Here is a 24165-nt window from a genome sequence, read left to right as displayed (position 1 = left end):
AACCATAGCCTTACCTAACTTTGACAAGAGCCCCGGGTGATCTCACTGCCATCCGGTGGAGAGATTCTGCCCACAGTCGCGACAGGCGGGTGCGCTCTGATTCGTCGAAAGTTCTTGCATTGACCCGCATTCCGGTGACGAGCACGGGTCCGGGTGCCACTGCGACCACCAGTTCCACCTCGTGGTCCAAGGCCAGCTCCGGCTCGGTGACCACATTCAGTTCACGCACCACATCGGGATCGAGGACAGGTACCCACACACCCTCGCCCACCACAGCCGCGAGCTGATCGATCCGTCCGAGGTAGTTCAGCTCGACCTGCCCTGGTCCGGCGACGGGTCGTTCACGGCCCCTGCTTTCCGTCCCGTCGAGATCGACGGCGACCGTATGTGCCCGGGTGAACCACCCGACCGTGCGGTCGAGCGCACCGGACCCCGGGTCCGTGTTGCGCCCGTGCCGCTCGGTGCTGATGGTCACCTGCGCGGGCGGCGTCTGCGACCACCAGGAGCCGGCCATCAGTGCGACCGCTTCGCGCAGCATCGCTTCCACGTCGCGGTGGTGTTCCAGCAACGCCTCGGTGGTCTGCTGATCGCAGCTGATCCAGTCGATCACCTGATCGCCGTGGGTGTCCACGGTCGGGTCGGTGGGACGCGAGCCCAGCGGACGCAGGTCGGGTCGCTCGTCAACCGTCTCGGTCTCCCCCGCTCGCGTCGCCGACCAGTCCGCATACGACTGCGCCTCCCCGGCCGGTGTGGCACCGGCTGCGACCGTGGCGATGTCCTCGAGCAGGATCTGCCACGACACGGCGTCGACGGCCAGATGGTGGACGGCGAGCAGCAGCAGGCCGCCGCGTCCGGTCGCGGTGATCTGGGTCGCGGCCACCATCGCCGCCGTAGCGGGATCGAGGCGTCCGACCGTGGCGGCCACCACGTCGGCGAGTGCGGTGTCCGGCCCGGCGAGTGCCACCTCGACGTCGAGTTCCGGTGTAGCCCCGGCGAGGAGAGCACCGTCGGTCACCCGCGATCTGAGCATCGGGTGCACCTGTGCGACCCCGCGCAGGATCGTCGCGAGGTGCTGCGGGGTGACGTCGTCGGGCAGTGCGATGAGGTTGTGCTGTGCGAAGCGGCGATACCGGCCGCCGTCCAGCAGCTGCGCCATCACCGGCGTCGGGGTCACCGGTGTCGGGCCGGCCACCTGCGATCCGTACGTATCAGCGCTCTCGGCCTGCACATCGACATCGCGCATGCTGTCGAGCATGGCCGCGAGATCGCGGATCGTGGTCGCCCCGGCCACCATGCGCGCGGACACCACGACTCCCGACGAGCGAATCGCATCGCCGGATCGAATCGCAGCGGCCAGTCGCATCGCTGTGATGCTGTCGAGACCCGCGTCGAGAAGGTCAGTGGTCACACCGATCTCGCTGCCGAGCATCGTCGCGACCACCCCGTGGACCAGTTTCTCGGTGTCGGTCTCGGGAGCCTCATTCCGCTGCGGCGAGGTCTGCGGTGCCGCCTGCGCCTGTGCACGCAACGCCGCGGAGTCGACCTTGCCGTTGGGGGTCATCGGGATCGCGCTCACCGCGGCCAGAGATGCCGGGATCAGATGGCGCGGGACGATCTCGGCGAGCTCTCGACGTATCGCCGACAGGTCGACACCCGTCGATGCGGACACCACGAATGCCGAGAGTTGTTTGGCTCCAGCAGAGTTGGTGGTGACCACCACGGCCGCGTCGGCCACGCGAGACAGACCGCGCAATGCGGCGACGAGTTCTCCGGGTTCCACGCGGAAGCCGCGGATCTTCACCTGGGCGTCGCTGCGGCCGTGATACGCCAGCCGATCGTCGGGCAACCGCCGCACCACATCACCGGTGCGGTAAGCGCGCAGGCCACCGTCGACGCCGACGAACCGCTGCGCGGTCTGCGCCGGGTCGTCGAGGTAGCCCACGGCCACCTGCGGGCCCGACAGATACAGCTCGCCGACACCGCCGCGCGGCACCGGTTTCAGCCGGTCGTCGAGGACATGGGCCGACAGTCCGGCCACCGGACGGCCGATGAGCGGCACCGGCGCGTCGTCGATCACGACCGACACCGCGTCGACCGTGGTCTCGGTGGGCCCGTAGAAATTGAAACCGACTGTGCCGTGGAGCTGTTGGATACGTCGCCACATCCCGCTGTCCACTGCCTCACCGCCCAGGCCGAGCCCGCGCAGCAGCGCATGCTCTTGTCCGGACACGTCACGGCGGAACAGGCCGGCGTCGATGAGCGAGGGCAGCATCGACGGCGAGGTCTCCATCATGTCCACGCCGAGCCTCTCGATCTCCCCGACGAGCAGCAGCGGATCGTGGCGCACCTCATCGCCGAACATCGCGACCGTATGACCCGACAGCAACGCGAGTGTCGGCTGCCAGGCGGCGTCGAATCCGGTTGACCACGCATGTCCCACCGTCAATGGTTGCGGCGCACCGGCGTCGACGAGTCGTCGGTAGACGCGGCGGTCGTGGTCGGCCCACAGTTCACGAATGCCGCGGTGGGTCCCCACCACTCCCTTGGGTTCACCGGTGGTCCCCGAGGTGAAGACGATGTACAGCGGCGCGTCGGCAGACATCTCGTCGCCGGTCGAGGAGAGTCGATCCTCGCGGAGATCGGTATCGGCGCCATCAGGCTCGTCGACGAGAACCTGTGCATCACCGGCGATCTGGGCGGCCAGATGCACGGTCTGCTCGGTCGACACCACCGCCACCGAGGCCGTCCGCGAGACCATCGACGACAGTCTCGCCGCCGGAGTGTTCACCTCGGTGAACACCGCGACCGCACCGACCCGGGCCACGGCGAACAGGGCCACGAACCAGCTGATGTCGCGGGGACACAGCAACGTCACCGCATCACCCGCGCGGACACCGGCGGCGCGCAGTCGTGCGGCCATCATCTCGACGCGGGAGTCGAGTCCGGCGAAGGTGATCGACTCCCGCCCCGCGATCACCGCGGTGCGGTCCGGGTGACGCGCGGCGACCAGGGCCAGAGCCTGCCCGACCAGCGACCAGTCCCCGCTTGTGTTGTCGGGCAGCCCATCCGGGGCGGTGATCGCGGCGGGCTCGCCGGGCAGCAACAGATCGATGTCGTCGATACTGGCGACCCGACTCAAGGCGAGGGTCACCCAGAGCACCCGCTCGGCGAGCTCGGCCGCATCGAACCACACGCCCATGTCGGGTCGCATCTCGACGGTGGTGGCCAACACCCCGTCGTCGATGTAGGGCACCACTGTGAGCGGGTAGTGCGTGAGACTGGTCAGATCGATCGGGGTGACCCGCATCCCGTCGGGTGCGGTGAACGCCTCACCGATCATGCCGCGCGGTGCATTCTGGAAGACCAGCAAGGTGTCGAAGAGCACCGAATGTCCTGACATCGCGGTGATCTGCGCCAACCCGACCTGGTCGTGGGCACGCATCGCCACCGCGTCGCGCTGCACACGCCGGCACACCTGCGCCACGTCGCCGTCGTCGATGTCTGCGAGATCGATACGCACCGGCAAGGTGGTGATGAACAGTCCGATCATGTCGGCCGCACCGGGTAGGTCATCGGGTCGCCCGGACGAGGTCGCACCGTAGACCACGTCATCGGCGCCGGTCAGCCCGCGCAGGATCAATGCCCACGCCACCTGGGTCAGCGTGTTCACCGTGACCCCGATCGACCGGGCGAAGGCGATCACCTGCGCCGACTGCTCACGAGTCAGTCTGCGGTCCACCGACGTCGGCAGTTCCACACGCGACGGTGTCGTCTCGGCGACCAGCGTCGGCGCGTCGAGACCCTCGACGTAGGAACGCCAGACATTCTCCGACGTCTGATGATCGCGCGCACGCAACAGTGCCACGTGGTCGCGATAGGGGCGCGCCGGCGGCCAGCCCGCTACCGATCCACCGGAGACATACGCGCTCAACATCTCCCGCACGAAGATCGGCAACGACCAGCCGTCGATGATCGTGTGGTGTGCCACACAGATGAAGCGGTAACCGCCCCCGCGCCGCGCGGCGATGGTGGCGCGGATGAGCGGCCCGCGGTGCAGATCGAACCGCCGCCGCCGGGTCGCTTCAGCCAGCTCCTCGAGTTCGGTGTCGGAGGCCGGTGTGGTCACGACCGTCCAGTCCAGGTCGGCACGGTCAGGTACCACGAGCACCGGATGCGGCAGATCCGTCGAGAAGAAGGCACCGCGCAGATGCGGATGACGGTCGATCACCGCGGCCATCGACCGCTTCAACAGCTCCAGATCCACCGGGCCGTCGAGGTCGGCGAGAAATCCGATCACATAGGGGTCGTCGGCCGTCTCGTCCATCCCGGCCAGGGCGTAGAGCCCCTCCTGTAGAGCGGTCGCGGCGATGACATCGACGATACTCACTGGTCTCCCCACGAATTCTGCAGCGCAGCAAGCATGTCCGCGTCGAGTCCGGATGCGGCCATCGGCTCCACCGAGACCGCCTGTGCGCTGGTCCCCTCACCGTCGCGCACGGCCGCATCGACGGCAGCGGCGAGTTCGGCGACGGATGTATGGGTGAAGATCTGCTGCGGGTGCACGGGGAGGCCGTCCTCGCGCAGTGCGGCCGCGAGTTGCACCGACACGATACTGTCGCCACCGAGGGCGAAGAAGCCGTCGTCGCGTCCCACCGACGAGACCCCCAGCACCGCTTCCATCGCGGCGGCGATCCGTCGTTCGGTGTCGGTACGCGGCGGCTCCCCCGCAGCCGACCCGGACAGGTCCGGGATCGGCAGTGCAGGCCGGTTCAGCTTCCCCGAACCGGTCAACGGGATCTCGTCGAGGACCACCACCGCCGCCGGTACCGCATAGGACGGGAGCATGCCCTCGAGCCGGCGCCGGATGGCCGATCCGGGCTCGTCACCCACAGATTCGACATCAGCAGAGTCCACCAGCGTGACGTATCCGAAGATCTGAGTGCGGCCGTCGCGCACGATTGCCGTCGCGATCGCGCCATCGACACCGTCGATCCCGCGCATCGCCGCCTCGATCTCCCCGAGTTCCACCCGGAAGCCGCGGATCTTGATCTGATGGTCGACGCGGCCGGTGAACTCCAGTGCCCCCTCGGCATTCCACCGGGCGCGGTCGCCGGTGCGGTACATCCGCGCACCGGGGTACGAGGCGAACGGGTTGGCGACGAATCGGCTCGCGGTCAGTCCCGGTCGCCGCCAATACCCCTGTGCGAGTTGCACTCCGCCCAGGTAGATCTCACCGGGCACACCCGCGGGCACCGGTCGCAGGGCGTCGTCGAGGAGGTAGACCTCCACACCGGGCATCGGTCGTCCGATGCGCAGCGTCTGCGTGCCGAGGACGCTGCGCACCACCGCACCGGCCGACTCGGTGGTGCCGTAGCTGTTGACGATCTCCGAAGCGGGTGCGCCGCCGCGCAGTTCATCGAGGAGATCGGCGGTCAGCGGTTCACCGCTGCACACCCACCGGTCCACCGAACCGAGCACCCCGCGTTCGTCACGAGCCAGCACGCGGATCGCCGAGGGTACGGCCGTCACCTGGGCGATCCGACCATCGGTGAGCAGATCACCGAGCGCGTGCAGGTCACGCGCCTGCTCGTCGTCGGCGATCACCAGTTCGGCACCGGCGATGACCCCGGCGAGCAATTCCAGACCACCGTCGAGGAAGGCCAGCGAACCCTGCGCAAGACGGACGTCGGGATCGGCGACCTCGAACATCGCCGGCTGCCAGGCGAGTCGGTTGGCCATACCGGCCTGCGTTCCCACCACACCCTTGGGCGTCCCGGTGGAACCGGAGGTGAAGAGCAGATAGGCCGGATCGTCGGGATCTGGTTGTGCCACATCGACACCGGCGGGTTCGCTCCCGGCCCGCGGATCGGCACTCCAGATCTCGGGATCAGCCAGGTCGATCGACGTCACCGTCGGGGCCAGCGCCGGGAGGCGTTGTGTGGTGGTCTCATCGACGATCATCACCGCCGGTTCGGCATCGGCGAGGGTGAATGCCAGCCGGTCGTCGGGCAGCCGGGAATCGAGCGGCAGGTAGGCCGCACCGGCGGTCATCGTCGCCACCAGCGCGACCACCATGTCGATGCCGCGTGCGGTGCCGATGGCCACGAACGATCCGGGTCCGGCCCCGTGTGCACGCAGCCGGGCCGCGAGCAGGTCCGCCCGCCTGCGGAGTTCGCCGTGGTCGATGACGTCGGTGCCGCAGCGCAATGCCGGTGCGTGCGACGGCGCCGACGAGGCGGCCAGCAGCGCCGCAACCGTCGTCGGACCTGCGTCCGGCGTCGGTGCGCGTCCCCCGACGCCCCACCGCGTGAGGACGGTGGTGCGCTCGTCCGCGGTGGCGATGTCGACGTCGGCGAGCACGGTGTCCGGGTCGTGGGCCATCTGCGCGAGTACGCGCAGCAACCGCTGCGCCATCGTCTCGATGGTCGACCGGTCGTAAAGGGCGGTCCGGTAGTTGATGCCCACCGCCAGCTCATCACCGGAATCGACGACACCGGAATCGACGGCACCGGCGGGGGGGTGGAAGTCGAACGTCAGGTCGAACTTGGCCGTGGTCTCCACATGCGGCAGGGCCGCGATCGTCGTCGCGCCCGAGGCGTCGAGGGCGGTGGTGAACACGCCCGAGTCCCGCAGCGCCACCAGCACCTGGAACAGCGGGTGACGTGCGGCGACCCGCTCGGGCGCCAGCGCGGTCACGAGCTGTTCGAACGGCACGTCGGCATGGGCGTAGGACTCGAGGGCCGCGTCACGGGCAGTCGAGATCGCCTCGCGCACCGACGCGTTCGGGTCGAGTCGGTTGCGGACCACCACGGTGTTGATGAACATCCCGACCATGCGCTCGAGTGCCGCATCCGAGCGTCCCGAGATCGGTGAGCCCAGTGGTATGTCGTCGCCGCATCCCAGGGCGCGCAACAGGATCGCCACCCCGGTCTGCAACACCATGAACTCACTCGCGCCGGTGGAGATGGCCACCTCGCGCAGTCCCGCCCGCACATCCGGTGACACGGTCACGGTCACGGTCGCACCGTCGGCGGATTCGGTGGCCTGTCGGGGGCGGTCGGGCACCGGGATGGTGTCCTCGGGAAGGTCGGCGAGTTCCCGGCGCCAGAATTCGAGATCTCCGTCCAGGAGACGTTGCTGCCATGCCGCGAAGTCGCGGTACTGCAGGCGCATCGGCTCGTACTCCGGTGCACCACCGGCGGCCCGGGCACGGTAGGCGGTGATCAGGTCGGCGAACAACACCGGCGCCGACCATTCGTCGGAGGCGATGTGATGGATGACCACCGACAGCACATGACGCTGCGGCGCGATCCGCAGCAGCGTCGCGCGCAGGGGGATCTCGGTGGCGAGGTCGATCGCCACCTCGGCGGCGCGGGCCAGCTGAGCGGTCACATCGTGCTCGGTCACGTCGAGCACGGCGAGTTCGGCATCGACGTCGTTGTGCACCAACTGATACGGCGATTCACCATGCATCGGGTAGGTGGTGCGCAGCACCTCATGACGGTCGAGAACGTCGCGCAGCGCTGCCCTGAGCGCCTCGACGTCGACCGGTCCGTCGATACGCGCCGCGAAGGGGATGTTGTATGTCGCCGACGCGCCGTTGAAGTGATAGATGAACCACTGCCGCAGCTGTGAAGCCGACAACGGCGGATGGTCCTGCTCACCGACCGGCACCAACGGCGGGCGCGTAGTCGATTCCGCCACCGAGGCATCGACGATCTCGGCGAGACCCGCAACCGTCGGGTTGTCGAAGGCGTCGCGAATCGAGATGTCGACACCGAATTCTGCGCGCACCCGCGACAGCAGACGGGTGGCCAGCAGTGAGTGGCCGCCGATGTCGAAGAACGAGTCGTCCACCCCGATCTCGTCGAGGGCGAGCAGGTCGGCGAACAGGGCGCACAGTCGGTGCTGTGTCGGGGTCTGCGGCGCACGCAGTGCGGTGGTGCGCTCGAACTCAGGCTGCGGCAATGCACGACGATCGAGTTTGCCGTTCGGTGTGAGCGGCACCTCGTCGATGGACAGCACCCGGTCGGGCACCATGTGTTCGGGCAACGTCGCATGCAGCGATGCCGCGATCTCCGCCTCGTCGATCCCGGCCGTGGGATCGGCCGGGATGGCATATCCGACGAGAACCTTTCCCCGGGTGGGATGTTCGGCGACATCGACCACTGCCCGCGCCACCGACGGCACCGCGACGATCGCCGCCTCGATCTCACCGAGTTCGATTCTGAACCCACGGATCTTCACCTGCGCATCGGCACGTCCGATGTAGTCGAGACCCTCACCGGTGGTCGTCCAGCGCACCAGGTCGCCGGTGCGGTACAGCCGACGACCGGGGTCGAACGGATCGGCGACGAACCGCTCGGCGGTGAGAGCGCCACGATGCAGATAACCCTGCGCCAGATGATCGCCACCGATGTAGAGCTCGCCGATCACCCCGGCCGGCACGGGATGGAGTCCGGCGTCGAGCACGCGCAAGGTGGTGTTGCGCTTGGGGGTACCGATGGGGACGATCCGATTGCCCTGCGGCCCTTCGACCTTGTACCTGCTCGCGGCCAGCGTGGTCTCGGTGGGTCCGTAGAAGTTGTGCAGCATCGCCTCGAACGTCTCATGGAACCGGTCGGCGATCTCGCCGGGCAATGCCTCGCCGCCGATCGGGACACGTCGCAGGCTCCGCCACTGGGCGGCGTCGGGCAGCATGAGGAACATACCGAGCAGCGACGGCACGAAATGCATCGTGCTCACGGCTTTGTCCCGCAGGAGTGCGGTCAGATAGCCGATGTCGGTGAGGCCGCCCGGCCGCGGGATCACCAGTCGCGCACCGGTGGTGAGCGTTCCGAAGATCTCGCCGACACTGACGTCGAAACTCGTTGACGCCACCTGCAGCAGTGCATCGCGGGCCCCCGCGTCGTATTCGTCGGCCATCCAGCCCAGGTGGTCGACGATCGCACGATGCGAGATCAGCACGCCCTTCGGCAGGCCGGTGGATCCCGAGGTGTAGATGACATAGGCGCCGTCGGCGGGCGTCAGTGGCGCCGCGCGATCAGCATCGGTGACCGCCTCGGCGGGCGCCGACGTGTCGGCGATCACGCGCCGCAGTTCGGCGGTACGGACCCCGTGGGGGATCTGTGCGGCCACATCGTCTCCGAGGTCACCGATCACCAGGTCCGGTGCCGAGTCGGCGAGCATGTGGGCGATGCGATCGGCCGGGTAGGTCGGATCCACCGGGACGTAGGCGGCTCCGGCCTTGAGTACACCGAGTGCGGCGATCACGAGATCGGCCGAGTGGGTGAAACACAGTGCGACACAACTGTGTGTCGAGATGTTCTGCGCGAGCAGCCACCGCGCCACCCGGTTCGACATCACATCGACATCGGTATAGGTCAGGGTGGTCTCGTCGAGGTCGACGGCCACGCGATCACCACTGATCGCCACCTGGCGGGCGAACATGTCCGGGAGGGTGTCGGCGGTCAGCGGCGTGCGCGCACCACACGACATCGCCTCCGCCTCCGCGAGCGCCCGCGCGGTCATCATCGGTGCACGCAGCAGCGCAGCCTGCGGGTCGCGCAGACCCGCAGCGAGCACCTCGCCGAACACGTCGAGGATCACCTGCGCATGCGGACCGTCGATGACCGCGAGCTGGTGGTCGAGGATCACCTCGGCACCCTCACCCCATTCGATCATCACACTCACCGGAACCTGCGCATGCAGACTTCCGACCTCACGTGCCTGGGAGGTGATTCCCGGCAGGTCGAGTGCGGAGTCGACCGCCTTGCGTGCCGAGAAGCCCAGTCGCACCAGTGAACTCGTGTCGGCGACGAGATCGGGTCGGATGGCTGCCACCACCGTGTCGAGTTCGGTCCCGGCGTGGGCGAACGCGCCCGCACAGGTGTCCCGCGTCGCGTCGACCGCGTCACCGAAACCCGCGTCGAGATCGATCGCGGTGCGCAGGAGCACGGTGTTGCCGAAGTAGCCGAGCGCGCGATCTGCGCCGGGCAACGACCGGTTGACCACCGGGCTGGCCACCACCACGTCGTCGGTTCCGCAGGTACGCGCGATCGCGACGTCGAATGCCGCCAGCAGCACCATGAACGCGGTCGCCGAATGCTCACGAGCCAGCGCATCCACCCGCGACATCGTCTCCACGTCGAGGTGCAGGCGGCGTTGCGCGGCGAGGTCGTCGGCATCCGACGCAATCGTCGACTCCCCCGGCAGTTCCACCGTTTCGGTGACCGAGCCCAGCGTCTGCCGCCAGTACCGCAGACCGTCTGCGTCGGCCGGGTCGGAGTCCGAAGCCGACCGGGTGGCGTCGGCGTACTGTACGGCCTCCCGATCCCACTGAATCCGGTCCCACTGAATCCGGTCCCACTGAATCCTGTCCCCGTCGGTCCTGCCGCCACCGAGCCCGGTGATGGTCCGATAGGCGTGACCGAGGTCCTCGAAGTAGATCGCCCAACAGTCGTCATCCCAGGCGACGTGATGGGTAACCAGTGCGAGCACATGGTGATCGGGGCCGCGGCCGATGAGGTGGACCTGCAGCGGGGTGTCGACCGACAGGTCGAAGACGTGATCGGCCGCGCCCGACAGGATCGCCTCGACCATCGAATCGACACCACCCTGGTCGGCAGCATCGTCGTCGGCACCGAGTTCGAGGACCTCACGCAGTCCCGGAGCCTCGTCGGTGACCACCGCACGCGGCGTGCCGGTCTCCTCGTCTGCACGTATCACCGTCCGCAGGATCTCGTGGCGGGCGGCAACGGCCGACACCGCGGCGTCGAGAGCGTCGACGTCGAGGGGACCGCGAAGATCCACTGCCACCGAGACGTTGAGCGCGGTGGTGGTCGGGTCAGCGGTCTGCAGCCACCACATTCGCTGCTGCGGCGACGACAGCTCACCGCGGTCCGCGCGCCGCAGGATCTGCGCGTCTCCCGAGTTCAGCCCGCGTTGCGCCTTGCGCTGCGCGAGGACGTCGGCACGGCGTCGGCGGAGTTCGGCTCGGCTCATCGAGTTGCTCGTGGTCACGTCAGTGAAATCCTTCGTTATGCGGTGTTGATTCGCGTGGTTCGCGGTTCTGCTCAGGTGCGCTGGGCTTCAGGTGCGGCAGGTCTCACGTGCGTTGGGCGGCGGCTCGCCGGAATCCGGTGACCGACAGGGCGCCGAAGACCACCACGAATGCGGCGCTCCAGGCCAGTGAGATCGCCAGCGGGCGGGCGACTGCGCCGCCCTCGGTCAGTCCGCGTATCGCATCGATCGCCGGGCTCATCGGTTGGTAACGCACGATCGGTCGTAGCCAGCCGGGATACTCACTGGCCGGCGCGAAACCCGTGGTGAAGAACAACATCAGCAGATACAGCGCCGACAGGTTCATCAGCACCTGCTTACCCGAGACCCGGGTGGCCAATGCCGTCGACATGCATGCGCAGGCCAACCCGAAGGCCGCTGCCACACCCAGCGCGGCGATACCGGCGAGAATGCCCTGATGCCAACGGAAGCCGAGGGCTGCGCCGATCGCGAACAGCACCGCGGTGCCCACTGCCGCACGCACCACCTCGGCGCACAGCCGCGCCGCGACGAATCCGCCGCGGCTCACCGGCAGCGTCCACAGCCGGCCCAGCAGGCCGCTCTCCCGATCGGCGACCAGTCCCGCCCCGGTGGCGAGCGCTCCGTACATGACCCCGACCAGTGCGGTCAGCGCGACGTTGCGGTACACACTGCCCCCGCCGCCCATCGCCGTCACCGTCTTGCCGAGCACCAACTGGAACATCAGCAGGAGAAAGACCGGGAAGACGATCGTCTGGATCACGATGCCCGGGTCGCGACTCCACGACCGTAACGCCGACCCCGCCAGCGCCCCGACCTGCCGCCCGGTGGACACTGCACGGCGCGGACACTCCGGCGTCGAGGGCCGTGCGTGGGTGTCGATCATCGTCTCGCTCACCGGCCCAGCTGCTTTCGTCCGGCAGCCACGATGCACACCGCACCGACCGCGACCATCCCCACCGACCAGATCACCACGGCCATCGCGCCCACCGAGCCACCTCCGGCCGCGCCGCGCATGGCGTCGGCGAAGACCGAGACCGGCTGATTGCGTACCACCGGTGCGATCCAGTGCGGGAAACCCGACGCCGGGATCACGCCGGTGGAGGCCATGACCAAGATCAGCTGCGGCACCATCAGCACCGCGGCAACACCTTCGGGGTGTGGAAGCACGAATCCCACTGCGTCGCAGATCATCACGATGCCGAGTGCGAAGACACAGGCCATCACGATGAAGCCGATTCCGCCGCCCACTGACTCGAACCGGAAACCGAAGATCGTCCCGATCACAACCGCGACCACCAGTGACACGAGGTTGCGCGACATGGCCGCGAGAACTCGGGCGACCAGGGGCGCGACGCGCGGGATCGGGCACGACATCAGACGTGAGCGCACACCCGCGGCGTGGTCACGGGCTGCGTTCTCGGCGGCGACGATTCCGGTGAACAATCCGGCCTGGATCACGATCAGCGGCGTCAGGTACTGCGCGTAGTCGACACCCACCGTCGAGAACCGATGGTGCAGCGGTACATAGAAGCAGACGAAGAAGGCCAGCGGCGAGACGATCGCGAACACCAGGTCGCCCTCGCGGACACCGGCGCGTATCGCCCGCCCGGTCAAGGTCCCCACGGCCGAACGCATCGACACCCGCGTGCGCGGGCTGGCCGAGGCCACCACCGGCGGCGCTGATGCCACCAGTCCGTCGCGGGTGAGGGATCGGCTCATCGGCTGTTCCCCACCGGCTGCGCACCCGACTCGGTGAGCCGGAAGAAGACCTCGTCGAGTGAGGGACGACGCAGACCGATGTCGACCACGTCGACCGCGGCGACGCGGACTGCTTCGATCACGGTCGCGACCGTGTCGATGCCATCGGGTGCGTCGACACAGACCATCGCCGCCGACTGCTCACCGACCTCTGACACTCGCTCGGATTCGACCACGCTCACCTCGGCCAGTGCGGCGAGCAGACGTCGACGGTCATCCGGATCGGTCAGGATCACCTCGCAGACGGCCTCGCCGACAAGCACTTTGAGATCGTGTGGAGTACCAGATGCCACTTCGCGTCCGTGATCGAGCATCACGATACGGTCGGCCAGCCGGTCGGCCTCCTCCAGATACTGCGTCGTCAACAGCACGGTCATCCCCTCCGACCGTAGCCGGGCGACCGTCTGCCACACCGATTGCCGACTACGCGGATCGAGTCCGGTGGTCGGTTCGTCGAGGAACAACACCTGCGGACGGGTCACCAGCGCACAGGCGATGTCGACACGGCGTCGCATCCCGCCCGACAGCGCCGACACCCGTCTGTCGATCACCTCACCGAGTTCATAGGTTTCGACGAGTTCGTCTGTCCGCGCGGGAATCTCGCGCCTGGAGAGACCGGTGAGACGACCGAACAGCGACAGATTCTCACGTGCCGTCAGAGCCATGTCCAGAGCCGCCGACTGCCCCGTCAACGAGATCAAGGTGCGGACCTGAGCGGCGTCGGCGACCACATCGCACCCACAGATCGTCGCAGTTCCCGAATCCGGCTGCTGCAGGGTGGCCAGGATCGACACCAGTGTGGTCTTGCCGCTGCCGTTGGGCCCGAGCAACCCGAGCACGGTGCCCTCCTGCACCGACAGCGACACCGAATCGAGCGCGCGGACATCGCCGAACGCTCTGCTCATGTGGTCAATCTCTATGACAGGCAAGACAACTCCGCTCTGGATGTGGCATTCGCATGTGGGATAGGGTGGCCGGTATGAGCTTCACTCTTCCCCGGCAGATCGTGGACGTGACCGATGCGGCGCGCGCGCAGCCGGCTCCGGCCGTCCCCACATTGCACGAGCCCTTCACCTCTCGACTCGCCGATCCCGACACCGACGCGGCGATGATCGCCGACTGGATGTCGCGTCCGCATCTGGCCGACACCTGGGACCGTGACTTCGGTGCACAGCGCTGGCGTGACCACCTCGCCGCACAGCGCGACGGTACGTACTCGCGGCCCATGATCGTCTCCGACAACGGTGAGCCCATCCTCTACGCCGAGGTCTACCGCCCCGCCCAGGATGTGATCGCACATCTCTACGACGCGGAACCCGGCGACATCGGCATCCATCTGGCGATGGCCGACCCCGGTCGCGGACATCGCGGGACGCTGCACGCCCTTGTCGGCCCGTTCATCCTCGGTCTGCTCGCCCGCGAACCGGACTGCCGGCGCATCCTCGTCGACCCCGAGGCCTCGAACGTGGCCGCATGCTCGGCCGCCGAACGCTTCGGCGGGGTCAGCCTGGGCGACCACGATCTCCTGGGACACCGGATCCGCCTGTACTGCATCGCGATCGAGCGTGGTGACACCGATACCGGTGAGACCGCATATGCCGGCGCCCAGGTCACTCATCGCGGCGACTCCGCATAGAGTTCCTCATCCGACATCGCGGCGACCTCCAGGTAGAGACGGGCCATCTCGATCAGCCGCATGTCGGTGCCCTCGGCGGCCACCGTGCGCTCGACCAGTCGTGCGGCGAGTGCACGGGCGGTGCGCGCGGCGAACAGGTCGGCAGCAGTCAGCGCGGTGGTCTCCAGCGATTCGCGGATGGTTGCGATCACCGCGGTACCGCGTACCGAATCGCCACCGAGCGCGAAGAAGTCCGCGGTCACCGACACCTCGTCGAGGTCGAGGATGTCGGCCACGATGTCGGCCACCGCCTCCTCCACCGGACCCTCCGGTGACACGGCAGCTTCCACGGTCATCTGCGGATCACTCTGTGCCGCAATACGTATGGCCACCCGATCGAGTTTGCCGTTCACCGTCAGCGGCAGCTCGGCGAGCACCGTGATCACCGACGGGATCATGTAGTCGGGTAGCCGGGCGGCGAGGCCGTCGCGGATCACGTCGGCATCGGTGGCCGACTCGCCGCCCCCGGATCTCACGCCACATGCGGCCACCAGGCGCGCAGGGGTCGAATCATCCAGCCAGGCAACGGCATCGGTGACGCGGTCGATGTCACGGCATGCCGCCTCCACCTCGCCGAGTTCGACGCGGTGTCCACGCACCTTCACCTGATGGTCGGCGCGCCCGAGGAATTCCAGACAGCCGTCGGGCAGATAGCGGGCGAGGTCTCCGGTGCGGTACCAGCGGATGCCGTCGATCTCCACGAACTTCTCCGCCGTGCGCACCGCATCGCCGCGATAGCCGACTGCCACACCGGCACCACCGAGCCACAGCTCGCCGGGAACCCAGTCAGGCCGGTCGGCGCCCGCCTCGTCGGTCACACGCGCAGCCATGTTGGCCATCGGGTACCCATAGGGCACCGCACGCGCGGCCGCCTGTGACGAGGCGAGATCCACATCGGGGGTCGCTCCGGTGGTTTCACAGATCGTCGAGTGGATCGCCGTTTCCGTGGCGCCGCCGAGCCCGGCGAAAGCGGTGTGCGGGTTCAGTTCTGCCACCATCCTCGGCAGATCGGTGTCCACCCAGTCACCGCCGGTGATCACCAGCCGCAGCGATGCGGCAGCATCCTCGCGTTCGGTAAGGCGCTCGAGCAACACGCGCAGCAGCCCGGGCGCCACATTGACCACGCTGACCCGGTGATCGGCGACCAGAGCTGGCCAGGTGAACGGATCTCGTCGCTGGTCGGCGGTCGCGGCGACCACGGCCCCGCCGGCGGCGAACATCCCGAAGATGTCGTAGACCGACAGGTCGAATTCCAGTGCCGAGAGCCCGAGGGATCGGTCCTGCGCGCCGATCGACCAGCGGTCGTTGATCGCGGCGATGGTGTTGGCCGCGGCGGCGTGGGTGACCTCGACGCCCTTGGGCTCACCGGTGGACCCTGACGTGTAAAGCACATAGGCCACCTCGGTGGGATCGGCGATCACCGGCTCGGTCAGCGGCGACCCGGCCAGCGCGTCGGCGAGCGAGATCACCGGCACCGTCGAAGAGTTCGCACCGATGACTGGTTCACCTGTGATCGGCTCACCCAGAAGTGCTGCGGCGCCGGACTTCTCGATGATCATCCGGGCACGGTTCGGCGGCTGGTCGACACTGATCGGCAGGTAGGCCGCACCAGCGGACAGCACTCCGACCACGGCGACCACCTGATCGGGTCCCTTGGGCAGCCGTACCGCGACGGTGTCGCCGGGTGCCACACCGCCTGCGCGAAGCGCCGAGGCCACCCGCAGCGCACGCGCGGCGAGGTCCCGGTAGTTCACCGTCTCACCGGTGGCGATGATCGCCGGCGCCGCACCCGAGGTGGCGGCATGCTCGAAGACGGGTGCATGCAGGGCGCGGATATCGAACTCCATCCGCGGCCCGCGGTGATGCGGTGCGACATCCGGGCCGGACGGGGCGCCCTCCGGACGTCGCGCGGCGAGCGCGTCGACACGTCGGCGATAGTCGTCGAACATCTCCTCCACGACACCGTCTTCGAAGGCATCGGCGCGCACATCCCAGTTCAGCAGCAGTCCGCCGGAGAATTCGGTGACCTGCGCGTCGAGGAGCACCTGCGGCCCCTGCGACACGATCCACACCGGAGACCCGAAGACCTCGCGGGCGGCCCCGGAGAACAATTCACCGAGTCCCAGTGCGCTGGTGTAGACCACGGGGGCGATCATCTGCCGACCGCGACGCCGACCCAGCTCCCGCAACACCTCCAGACCCGAGCAGCCATTGTGTGCGGCGTTCGCGTACATCCGTCGCTGCAACTCCCGCGCCCGACTCGCCGCATCGTCGCCATCGGTCGCGGCGGGGACATCGATCAGCACCGACGAGGTGAAATCACCGACCACCCGGTCGATGTCGGGATGGATGGGTTCACGATCGAACAGGGGGAGATTCAACAGGAACGAGGAGTTCGCCGACCACCGGCCGATACTCGAGGCGAAGACCGACGCCAGCGCAGCGGCGGTGGTCACCGACGCCGACCGCGCCGCGGCATGCACGGCGGCGGTCTGTGCCTCGTCGATCCAATGGTGCAACCGCACCGTCGCCGAGTTCTCGGCGCCGGCGCGCACCGGCAGTGCTGGTGGCTCGGGCAGCTCGTCGAGGCGCTGCGCCCACCAGAGTTCGTCGGCCGGATCGGCGGCGGTTCCCGCCCGCGACGACAGATAGTCACGGAAGCTCAACTGCGGTTCGGTAACCGCCTCACCGCGGTAGAGCCGCGCGAGATCGTCGATGAGCACGCGGTAGCTCACCGCGTCGGCGGCGAGCATGTCCACGTCGAGGTGTAGTCGCGAACGACCACCGGGCAGTCGGCTCAGGGTCACGTCGATCACCTGACCGGCGGCCACATCGAGTCGCTGATGGGTCTTGGCCGACCGGACCTGCTGCAGCGCAGTCTCTCGCTCGTCGTCGTCGAGGGTCCGCCAGTCGTTGACCGCGAGCGGGCGCACCCCCTCGACCGGTCCGATGTGCTGGCGCCCCGCGTCGTCGATGACCGCACGCAGCATCGGATGGATCCCGACCAGTCGCCGCAGCACCTGCTGCAGTCGCTCGGGGTCGAGATCGTTGTCGGCATCGAACTCGACGTACAGATGTGCGCTGACCCCGCCGAGCTCCTGCTCGGCGCTTCGACCCACCCAATAGGCATGCTGCATCGGTGCGAGCGCGAAGGTCTCGGCGTCGTCGCGGGCCGACTCCCGGTCCTCCTGGGAGGCCCCGGCATCTCCAGCCTGGGTATCGCCGGTCTCGGTGTCAGCGATCTGGGCACCGAGGATCTCGGCCCATGCCGAGGCGGTCGGTCGTGCGGCCATCGTCGCGAAGTCGATGTCGTAGCCCTGCCTGCGCCACTGCCCGGCCAGTCGCATCATCCTGATCGAATCGAGTCCGGCCTCGATCAGATCGTCCTCAGGGGCCAGCTTCTCGATGCCCAGAGCGGCCGACACCTCCGCGACCACATCGGCGAGAGTCATCGTCGCCGTCACTTCTCACCTCCGTCACGTGCGACCAGATGCGGTGCGATACTCGCGAGTTTCTCTGCCGTCTCGGTGAATTCACGCTCCGGCCGGGACTGCCCGACGATGCCGGCCCCGGCCCGGATGGTGGTGCGACCGGCCCGGTCGACGACACTGCGCAACACCAGTGCCGCCTCGAGCTCTCCGCGGGATGAGGCGGTCACCACGGCTCCGCAGAACCTGCCGCGTCGCTGGGGTTCGAGCCGGAAGATCGCGTCGACGGCCTCGCGCTTGGGTATCCCCGAGGCGGTGACCGACGGGAACAGCACCCGCAGCGCCTGCCACGGATCATGCTGCGGGGCAAGGATCCCCTGCACAGTGGAGGCCAGATGCTGCACACTCCCCCGTTCCCGGACCGCCATGAATTCGGTGACGATCGTGGTGCCGGGAACCGACACCGACTCGATCTCCGACATCGAGGTACGCACCGACACCGCGTGTTCGGTGATCTCCTTGGGATCGGTCACCAGGTCGATCCGCGCCGCGGCGTCCTGCTCGGGTGAACGTCCCAGCGCGCGAGTGCCGGCCAGCGGTTCGGTCACCACCGTTCCCGAGCCATCGACCGCACCGACGAGTTCAGGAGAGAAACCGGTCATCGACAGTCCGCCGCACCGCATGAGGAAGGAACGCGCCGGCGAATTGGCGGCCCGTCCACGGGCGTAGGTCGCGGGGAAGTCCACGGCGAAATCGACGGCGACCTCACGCGACATGATGACCTTCTCGTACCGCCCGGCCGTGATGTCGGCGACCGCCGCGGCCACACGTCCTCGGTAGTCATCGGGATCGGCCGAGACGTCGACGCCGCATGCGGGCGCGTCGACATCGCGTGCGGTGCGTGCGAGTGCGACCAGCTCCTCACACCACGGACCCGCCGCGGTGATCGCTGCCGACACATCGGCCTCGTCCTCCCCGAGACGCGTCGAGTCGAGAACGGCCTCGCGTTCGGGCACGAACAGGTAGGCCAGATCGTCATCGGGCGACAGTCGATGCGCCGCACCGAGATAGGGCGCGCAGAAGTCGAAGTCGATATGCCCGTACACACGCCAGTCGGCCAGCGGCAATGCCTTCAGCGCCGCGGCGAGCGCAGCAGCCGGATCCTCACCAGCGTCATGGACCCGCTCGGTTTCCCCGTACCGGATGGTCACCGCGGACGGTGTCAGGCGAATATCCGCGCGGACACCCGCTGCGAAGTACCATCGCTCGTCACGATCGTAGATCAGGTACTCGTCCGCACACGCCGCCGCCCAGGCGGCGACGATCGTCGCGGCGCGTGCATGGCGACCGCGCATGCCGCCGGTGACCGATGTCGTCGGCTCTCCCGCGAGCGTGGTCATCGCGACGTCCCCACGCCGTCGGTGTGCGCGACCGTCGGTCCCGACCAGTTCTCATCCACGTGCGCAACACAATCGGTGCGCGGGGCGGGACCGAATACGACGGTCCAGCCGGCGGGCACATCGATCGTATGCGGCCACAGCGAATACTGACCGGCCGCATTGGTCAACACCGCGAAGTCGATGTCGTCACGGTCAAAAGGATTGGTGTGCATGAAGAATATCCACTTCTCTCGTGTCTGGATCGCCGACGGTCACATCGATCGGCCGGAAGTCGGCGGGCAGCCCGCCGTGGACATGTCAGGAAGCGAGTGCGGTGACCCGGGCATGCAGCGACTCGGCGATCTCGCCGGATCGCACGGCGATGGTCGACAGCAATGTCGAACTCAGCCCGTGGGTGGCCTCCATACCCCCGTTGAGGTACACCGTGGCACCCACCGAGTCGTCGGTGAGCAGACGGCAGTCACGCGATGTCACCGGACCGGTCTCGTCGTACTCACACCGTGCGGCGTCCTCCGGCGACAGCAGTGAGCGGATGTCATGCGGCCGGAATCCGGTGGCGCACACCAGCGCATCGGTCGACAACGTGGTGATCTCACCGCTCATCTCGTCACGCAGCGTCAGCTGCACACCGTCGGCGTCCTCGGCGACCTCGGCGATCGTGGTGGCGCCGTGGATGAACAGTCGCCGACGACCGGCCACCTTCTCCTGGTATTCGCGTCGGTAGAGTTCCTCGAGCAGGTCGATGTCGACCGCGGAGTAGTTGGTTCCGCGATGGTAGGCAAGCATCGTGGCGCGCACCTGCGGGCTCGCCGAGTACCAGCGGTCGACCGTCGCCGGGTCGAACACGCGGTTGGCGAACGGCGAATCGTCGGCGGGGGTCATCCCGAACTTCTGGTGGATCAGATGCACCTCTGCGGTGGGATACTCCGAATGCAGGAAACCTGCGACCTCCGCCGCGCTCTGTCCGGCTCCGAGTACCGCGAAGGCGCCGCGCGGCGCCGACGGCACCCGCGGTAGCCACTGCAGGATCTGATGGTTGTGGAAGATCCGCGACGACGCCGTGATCCCCTCGGGCAGTCGCGGATTGAGGCCCGGCGCGAAGATCACGTTGCGCGCGCCGATGGTCGTCGAACCGGTGGCGGTCTCGCAGTGGACCAGTGCCTGCTCGGGGTTGTCGGGGTCGACGAGCTCGACACCGGTCACCCGATGTCCGTAACGCACGTCGGCGTCCACGCGCTGCGCCGCCCACGCCAGATAGTCGCCGAATTCCTGCCGGCTCGGGAAGAAAGTCTGATGGTTGATGAAGTCCGCCATCCGACCGTTGCAGTGCAGGTAGTTGAAGAAGCTGTAGGCGCTGCGCGGATTACGCATCGTGGCAAGGTCTTTCGGGAAGGCGACCTGCATCGTGGCACCCGGGAGCATCATCCCGGGATGCCAGCCGAAGGCGGGCTTGGACTCGCAGAACACTGTCCGCATCCCGCCCGCGACGCAGGCACCGCTCTCTTCCAGAGCGATGGCCAGTCCGAGATTGGCCGGACCGAAACCGATTCCGATCACGTCGACAGATTCTTGAGAACTCATCCACCCCACCCTTGCCTTTGATTGCTGTGGTTAGCCTAAGCTAACCTCAGCGATCGGACAACACCGCCTCGTCGACCGGCAGACAACGCACAGCCCGCGACCAGGGATGCAGTGCCAGTGTGCCGATGATCACCGTCGTCAGTGCGTGGCTGTCCAATACCCCTGCGCCTTGATCGCTTTGCGCGACAAGGAAAACCGCTCCTTGAGCACCTTCGTCACGGCTCGTGTCGTCACCGTGTCGCAGGCGACAAATGCGGAATGATCTCCGATCGGCGGCGCGGCCGATGAGACCGCCTCCACCAGCGCCGCGCCGGCGCCGGTGCGCGCCACCCAGACGACCTCGTCTCCGGGTCGGCGCCGGACCGGCACTGTGGTGTCGGACTCACTGGTGTGCTCCAGCCAGATCCGCGCCGGCACCGGACCGATCGCGTCGAGGAGTGAATTGATGGCGGGCAACGAGGCGAGGTCACCGATCATCAGCCAGCCGGCGGGTGCCGGTGAGGGCATCTCGAACTTGGACCCGAGCATCGTCGCGCCGATGGTGTCGCCGACCGCTGCCGACTGTGCCCATCGCACGGCAGGTCCGTCGTGCACCGCGAACTCGAAGGCGAAGGTGTCGGTTGCCGGGTCGGGATCGACGAGGGTGTAGCCGCGCTGATGAGGTTTGCCGTCGTCGGTCGGGATCCACAACCGCACCCACATCGTCGGGTGGACCCCCACCTCGGTGAGCAGACCCCCGCCCGACATCGGCAGCCGAAGATAGTTCTCCGACACCAGCTCGGCCGGTCCGGTGACCGTCACAGTGAAGTCATTGGCGCGTAGAACCTTCAGGACAGCACCCTGCCACCCTCGATGCACCTGCGGCGCGGACATGGCACTCCTCGTGTCAGTGACGTCGACTTCTGCCGACCTAAGGAGAGCCTAAGTTAATGTCCGCGCGTTTCACAACGCGAGTCGAGCACCCGATGGTGATGCCATCGGTGATGCCACCGGCACCTACACGGCCAATCGGCCGTACACGGGATTGTGCTGCAGATAGTTCTGCATGAAGTCACAGATGGGATGGACACGCGAACCCGAGTCCACCGCATACTGCATGGCACCGCCGGCCAGCCGCGACGCAAGGCCGTGACCGGTGTATTCGTCGAACAGGACGGTGTGCAAGATCGTGAGCACACGTTGTCCATGGTCCTCGGCGGCGCTGTAGCCGAGGACACCGACGAGATCACCGGCGACCCACAGCTCGAAACGTTCGCGGTCAGGATTGTGAACGACGCGCGAGAGCTGCTGCAGGATCGCATCAGCAGACTGCGGTGGCTTCTTTCTCCGAGTTGGCACGACAACCTCCCCTCGTGGGTGACCCCAGCGGCATTGCTGCGACCTCATTCATTGTGACGCCAGTCACAATACGCGATCACTTCGGATTCGGCACTCTGTCGATCTCCCGGCGTACGCTGACGGTGTCATGCGACCGTGAATCGCACGACAGAACCAGCCAACTGAACATCCACGGGTGCTCTCGCGAACCGAGGGCTGAGATGGCGGCATGGCGGCCGCCGACCGTACGAACCTGACCGGGTAATGCCGGCGTAGGGAGATCTCATGAGCACCACTGTGCCGTCCACTGCTGTGACCTCGGGACCGATCGAGGGCTCCACCAAGGAGTATCGCCTTGTGCGACACGCTTATTCGGACCAATCGCACGTTTCCGACGAATTGCGCATCCCCTTCCGGCGGGTGCACCTGACCAACGGCGAACATCTCGATCTCTACGACACCTCCGGGCCTTACACCGAATCGGAGCCGGTGCTCGATCTCGACGCGGGCCTCGCGCGTACGCGCGACCACTGGCGCAGACCCGATCCCGTCGACGGCGCGGCCACCCAACTCGCCTGGGCGCGCGCGGGGATCGTGACGCCCGAGATGGCGTTCATCGCCGAACGTGAGGGCGTCGACCCGGACCTCGTCCGGTCCGAGGTGGCCATCGGACGTGCGGTGATCCCCGCCAATCACCGCCATCCCGAGTCCGAGCCGATGATCATCGGTAAGGCGTTCGCGGTGAAGATCAACGCCAACATCGGTAATTCCGCTGTGCGCAGCTCGATCTCCGATGAGGTCGAGAAGATGGTGTGGGCGACTCGCTGGGGCGCCGACACCATCATGGATCTGTCCACCGGCAAGGACATCCATCTGACCCGCGAATGGATCCTGCGCAACTCGCCGGTCCCGGTGGGAACCGTGCCGATCTATCAGGCGCTGGAGAAGGTCAACGGCGATCCCACCGCTCTGACCTGGGAGATCTACCGCGACACGGTGATCGAGCAGGCCGAGCAGGGCGTGGACTACATGACGGTGCACGCCGGTGTGCTGTTGCGGTATGTGCCGCTGGCCGCACACCGGGTCACCGGGATCGTCTCGCGCGGCGGTTCGATCATGGCCGCCTGGTGCCTCGCACACCACCAGGAGTCCTTCCTGTACACCCACTTCCATGAGCTGTGTGAGATCTTCGCCCGCTACGACATCACCTTCTCCCTCGGTGACGGTCTGCGGCCGGGCTCGATCGCCGACGCCAACGACGAGGCGCAGTTCGCCGAGCTGCGCACCCTCGGCGAGCTGACAAAGATCGCGAAAAGCCACGGCGTACAGGTGATGATCGAGGGACCAGGGCATATTCCCATGCACAAGATCGTCGAGAACGTCGCTCTCGAAGAGCAGCTGTGCGAGGAGGCGCCGTTCTACACGCTCGGGCCGCTGGCCACCGATATCGCACCGGCCTACGACCACATCACCTCGGCGATCGGCGCGGCGATGATCGCCCAGGCAGGCACCGCGATGCTCTGCTATGTGACCCCGAAGGAACACCTCGGACTGCCCGATCGCGATGACGTGAAAACCGGTGTCATCACCTACAAGATCGCCGCACATGCCGCAGATCTGGCCAAGGGACATCCGCGCGCGCAGGAACGTGATGACGCACTGTCCAAGGCGCGCTTCGAGTTCCGCTGGACCGACCAGTTCAACCTGGCCCTCGACCCCGACACCGCACGCGAGTTCCACGACGAGACGCTGCCCGCCGAACCCGCCAAGACCGCACACTTCTGCTCCATGTGCGGGCCGAAGTTCTGTTCGATGCGGATCTCAGCGGATGTGCGGGCCTACGCCGAAGAGCACGGCCTGGTGACACAGGAGGACATCGACCGCAAACTCGCCGCCGAGATGGACTCCAAGAGTCAGGAATTCATCGATCACGGCAAGAAGGTCTATCTGCCGGTGGTCTGAG

13 protein-coding genes and 1 riboswitch are annotated in these 24165 nt (G+C 67.4%); of the genes, 2 read left to right on the top strand and 11 right to left on the bottom strand.

Features of this window, described 5'->3' with window-relative positions; all coding sequences use genetic code 11:
* Positions 1 to 10 precede the first annotated feature (10 nt).
* The 5 genes from IEW22_RS15855 to IEW22_RS15835 form a co-directional block, all read right to left on the bottom strand.
* Complete coding sequence (locus tag IEW22_RS15855) at positions 11 to 4387, bottom strand: condensation domain-containing protein (RefSeq protein WP_188587640.1); 4377 nt, start codon at positions 4385 to 4387, stop codon at positions 11 to 13.
* Positions 4384 to 11022: a non-ribosomal peptide synthetase gene (locus IEW22_RS15850; protein WP_188587639.1), complete on the bottom strand. Its 6639-nt coding sequence runs from the start codon at positions 11020 to 11022 to the stop codon at positions 4384 to 4386. The genes IEW22_RS15855 and IEW22_RS15850 overlap by 4 nt, the downstream gene beginning before the upstream one ends.
* A gap of 85 nt (positions 11023 to 11107) precedes the next feature.
* Complete coding sequence (locus IEW22_RS15845; protein ID WP_229742791.1) at positions 11108 to 11938, bottom strand: ABC transporter permease; 831 nt, start codon at positions 11936 to 11938, stop codon at positions 11108 to 11110.
* Positions 11935 to 12762, bottom strand: a complete 828-nt coding sequence (locus IEW22_RS15840) for an ABC transporter permease (RefSeq protein WP_188587637.1) — start codon at positions 12760 to 12762, stop codon at positions 11935 to 11937. The genes IEW22_RS15845 and IEW22_RS15840 overlap by 4 nt, the downstream gene beginning before the upstream one ends.
* Positions 12759 to 13706, bottom strand: a complete 948-nt coding sequence (locus IEW22_RS15835; RefSeq protein WP_188587636.1) for an ATP-binding cassette domain-containing protein — start codon at positions 13704 to 13706, stop codon at positions 12759 to 12761. Before IEW22_RS15835 ends, IEW22_RS15840 begins: the two co-directional genes overlap by 4 nt.
* Positions 13707 to 13780: 74 nt before the next feature.
* On the opposite strand from IEW22_RS15835, the gene IEW22_RS15830 reads away from it, so the two are divergent.
* Positions 13781 to 14437: a GNAT family N-acetyltransferase gene (locus IEW22_RS15830; protein ID WP_188587634.1), complete on the top strand. Its 657-nt coding sequence runs from the start codon at positions 13781 to 13783 to the stop codon at positions 14435 to 14437.
* Here IEW22_RS15830 and IEW22_RS15825 read toward each other — a convergent pair.
* The 6 genes from IEW22_RS15825 to IEW22_RS15800 form a co-directional block, all read right to left on the bottom strand.
* The gene (locus IEW22_RS15825; RefSeq protein ID WP_188587672.1) at positions 14416 to 17928 is read right to left on the bottom strand and encodes a non-ribosomal peptide synthetase; all 3513 of its coding nucleotides are present in this window, start codon (positions 17926 to 17928) and stop codon (positions 14416 to 14418) included. The two genes, IEW22_RS15830 and IEW22_RS15825, sit on opposite strands and share 22 nt — an antisense overlap.
* 8 nt (positions 17929 to 17936) lie before the next feature.
* Positions 17937 to 19304: a salicylate synthase gene (locus IEW22_RS15820; RefSeq protein WP_229742790.1), complete on the bottom strand. Its 1368-nt coding sequence runs from the start codon at positions 19302 to 19304 to the stop codon at positions 17937 to 17939.
* The gene (locus IEW22_RS15815) at positions 19301 to 19516 is read right to left on the bottom strand and encodes an MbtH family protein (protein WP_188587631.1); all 216 of its coding nucleotides are present in this window, start codon (positions 19514 to 19516) and stop codon (positions 19301 to 19303) included. Before IEW22_RS15815 ends, IEW22_RS15820 begins: the two co-directional genes overlap by 4 nt.
* A gap of 85 nt (positions 19517 to 19601) precedes the next feature.
* Complete coding sequence (locus IEW22_RS15810) at positions 19602 to 20885, bottom strand: lysine N(6)-hydroxylase/L-ornithine N(5)-oxygenase family protein (RefSeq protein ID WP_188587629.1); 1284 nt, start codon at positions 20883 to 20885, stop codon at positions 19602 to 19604.
* A gap of 138 nt (positions 20886 to 21023) precedes the next feature.
* A complete protein-coding gene (locus IEW22_RS15805) occupies positions 21024 to 21758 on the bottom strand; it encodes a siderophore-interacting protein (protein ID WP_188587627.1) in 735 nt (244 codons plus the stop codon).
* Positions 21759 to 21881: 123 nt separating this feature from the next.
* The gene (locus IEW22_RS15800; RefSeq protein WP_188587625.1) at positions 21882 to 22271 is read right to left on the bottom strand and encodes a GNAT family N-acetyltransferase; all 390 of its coding nucleotides are present in this window, start codon (positions 22269 to 22271) and stop codon (positions 21882 to 21884) included.
* Positions 22272 to 22384: 113 nt separating this feature from the next.
* A riboswitch (TPP riboswitch) is annotated at positions 22385 to 22497 on the top strand.
* On the opposite strand from IEW22_RS15800, the gene thiC reads away from it, so the two are divergent.
* Entirely contained in the window at positions 22488 to 24164 is a 1677-nt protein-coding gene (gene thiC, locus IEW22_RS15795) for a phosphomethylpyrimidine synthase ThiC (RefSeq protein ID WP_188587623.1), read from the top strand. (Overlaps the previous riboswitch by 10 nt.)
* Position 24165: the final 1 nt, after the last annotated feature.

Source organism: Gordonia jinhuaensis, assembly GCF_014639795.1.
GTDB lineage: Bacteria > Actinomycetota > Actinomycetes > Mycobacteriales > Mycobacteriaceae > Gordonia_B > Gordonia_B jinhuaensis.
The sequence above is the reverse complement of the archived record's forward strand: the minus strand, read 5'-3'. Positions and strand labels throughout refer to the sequence as shown.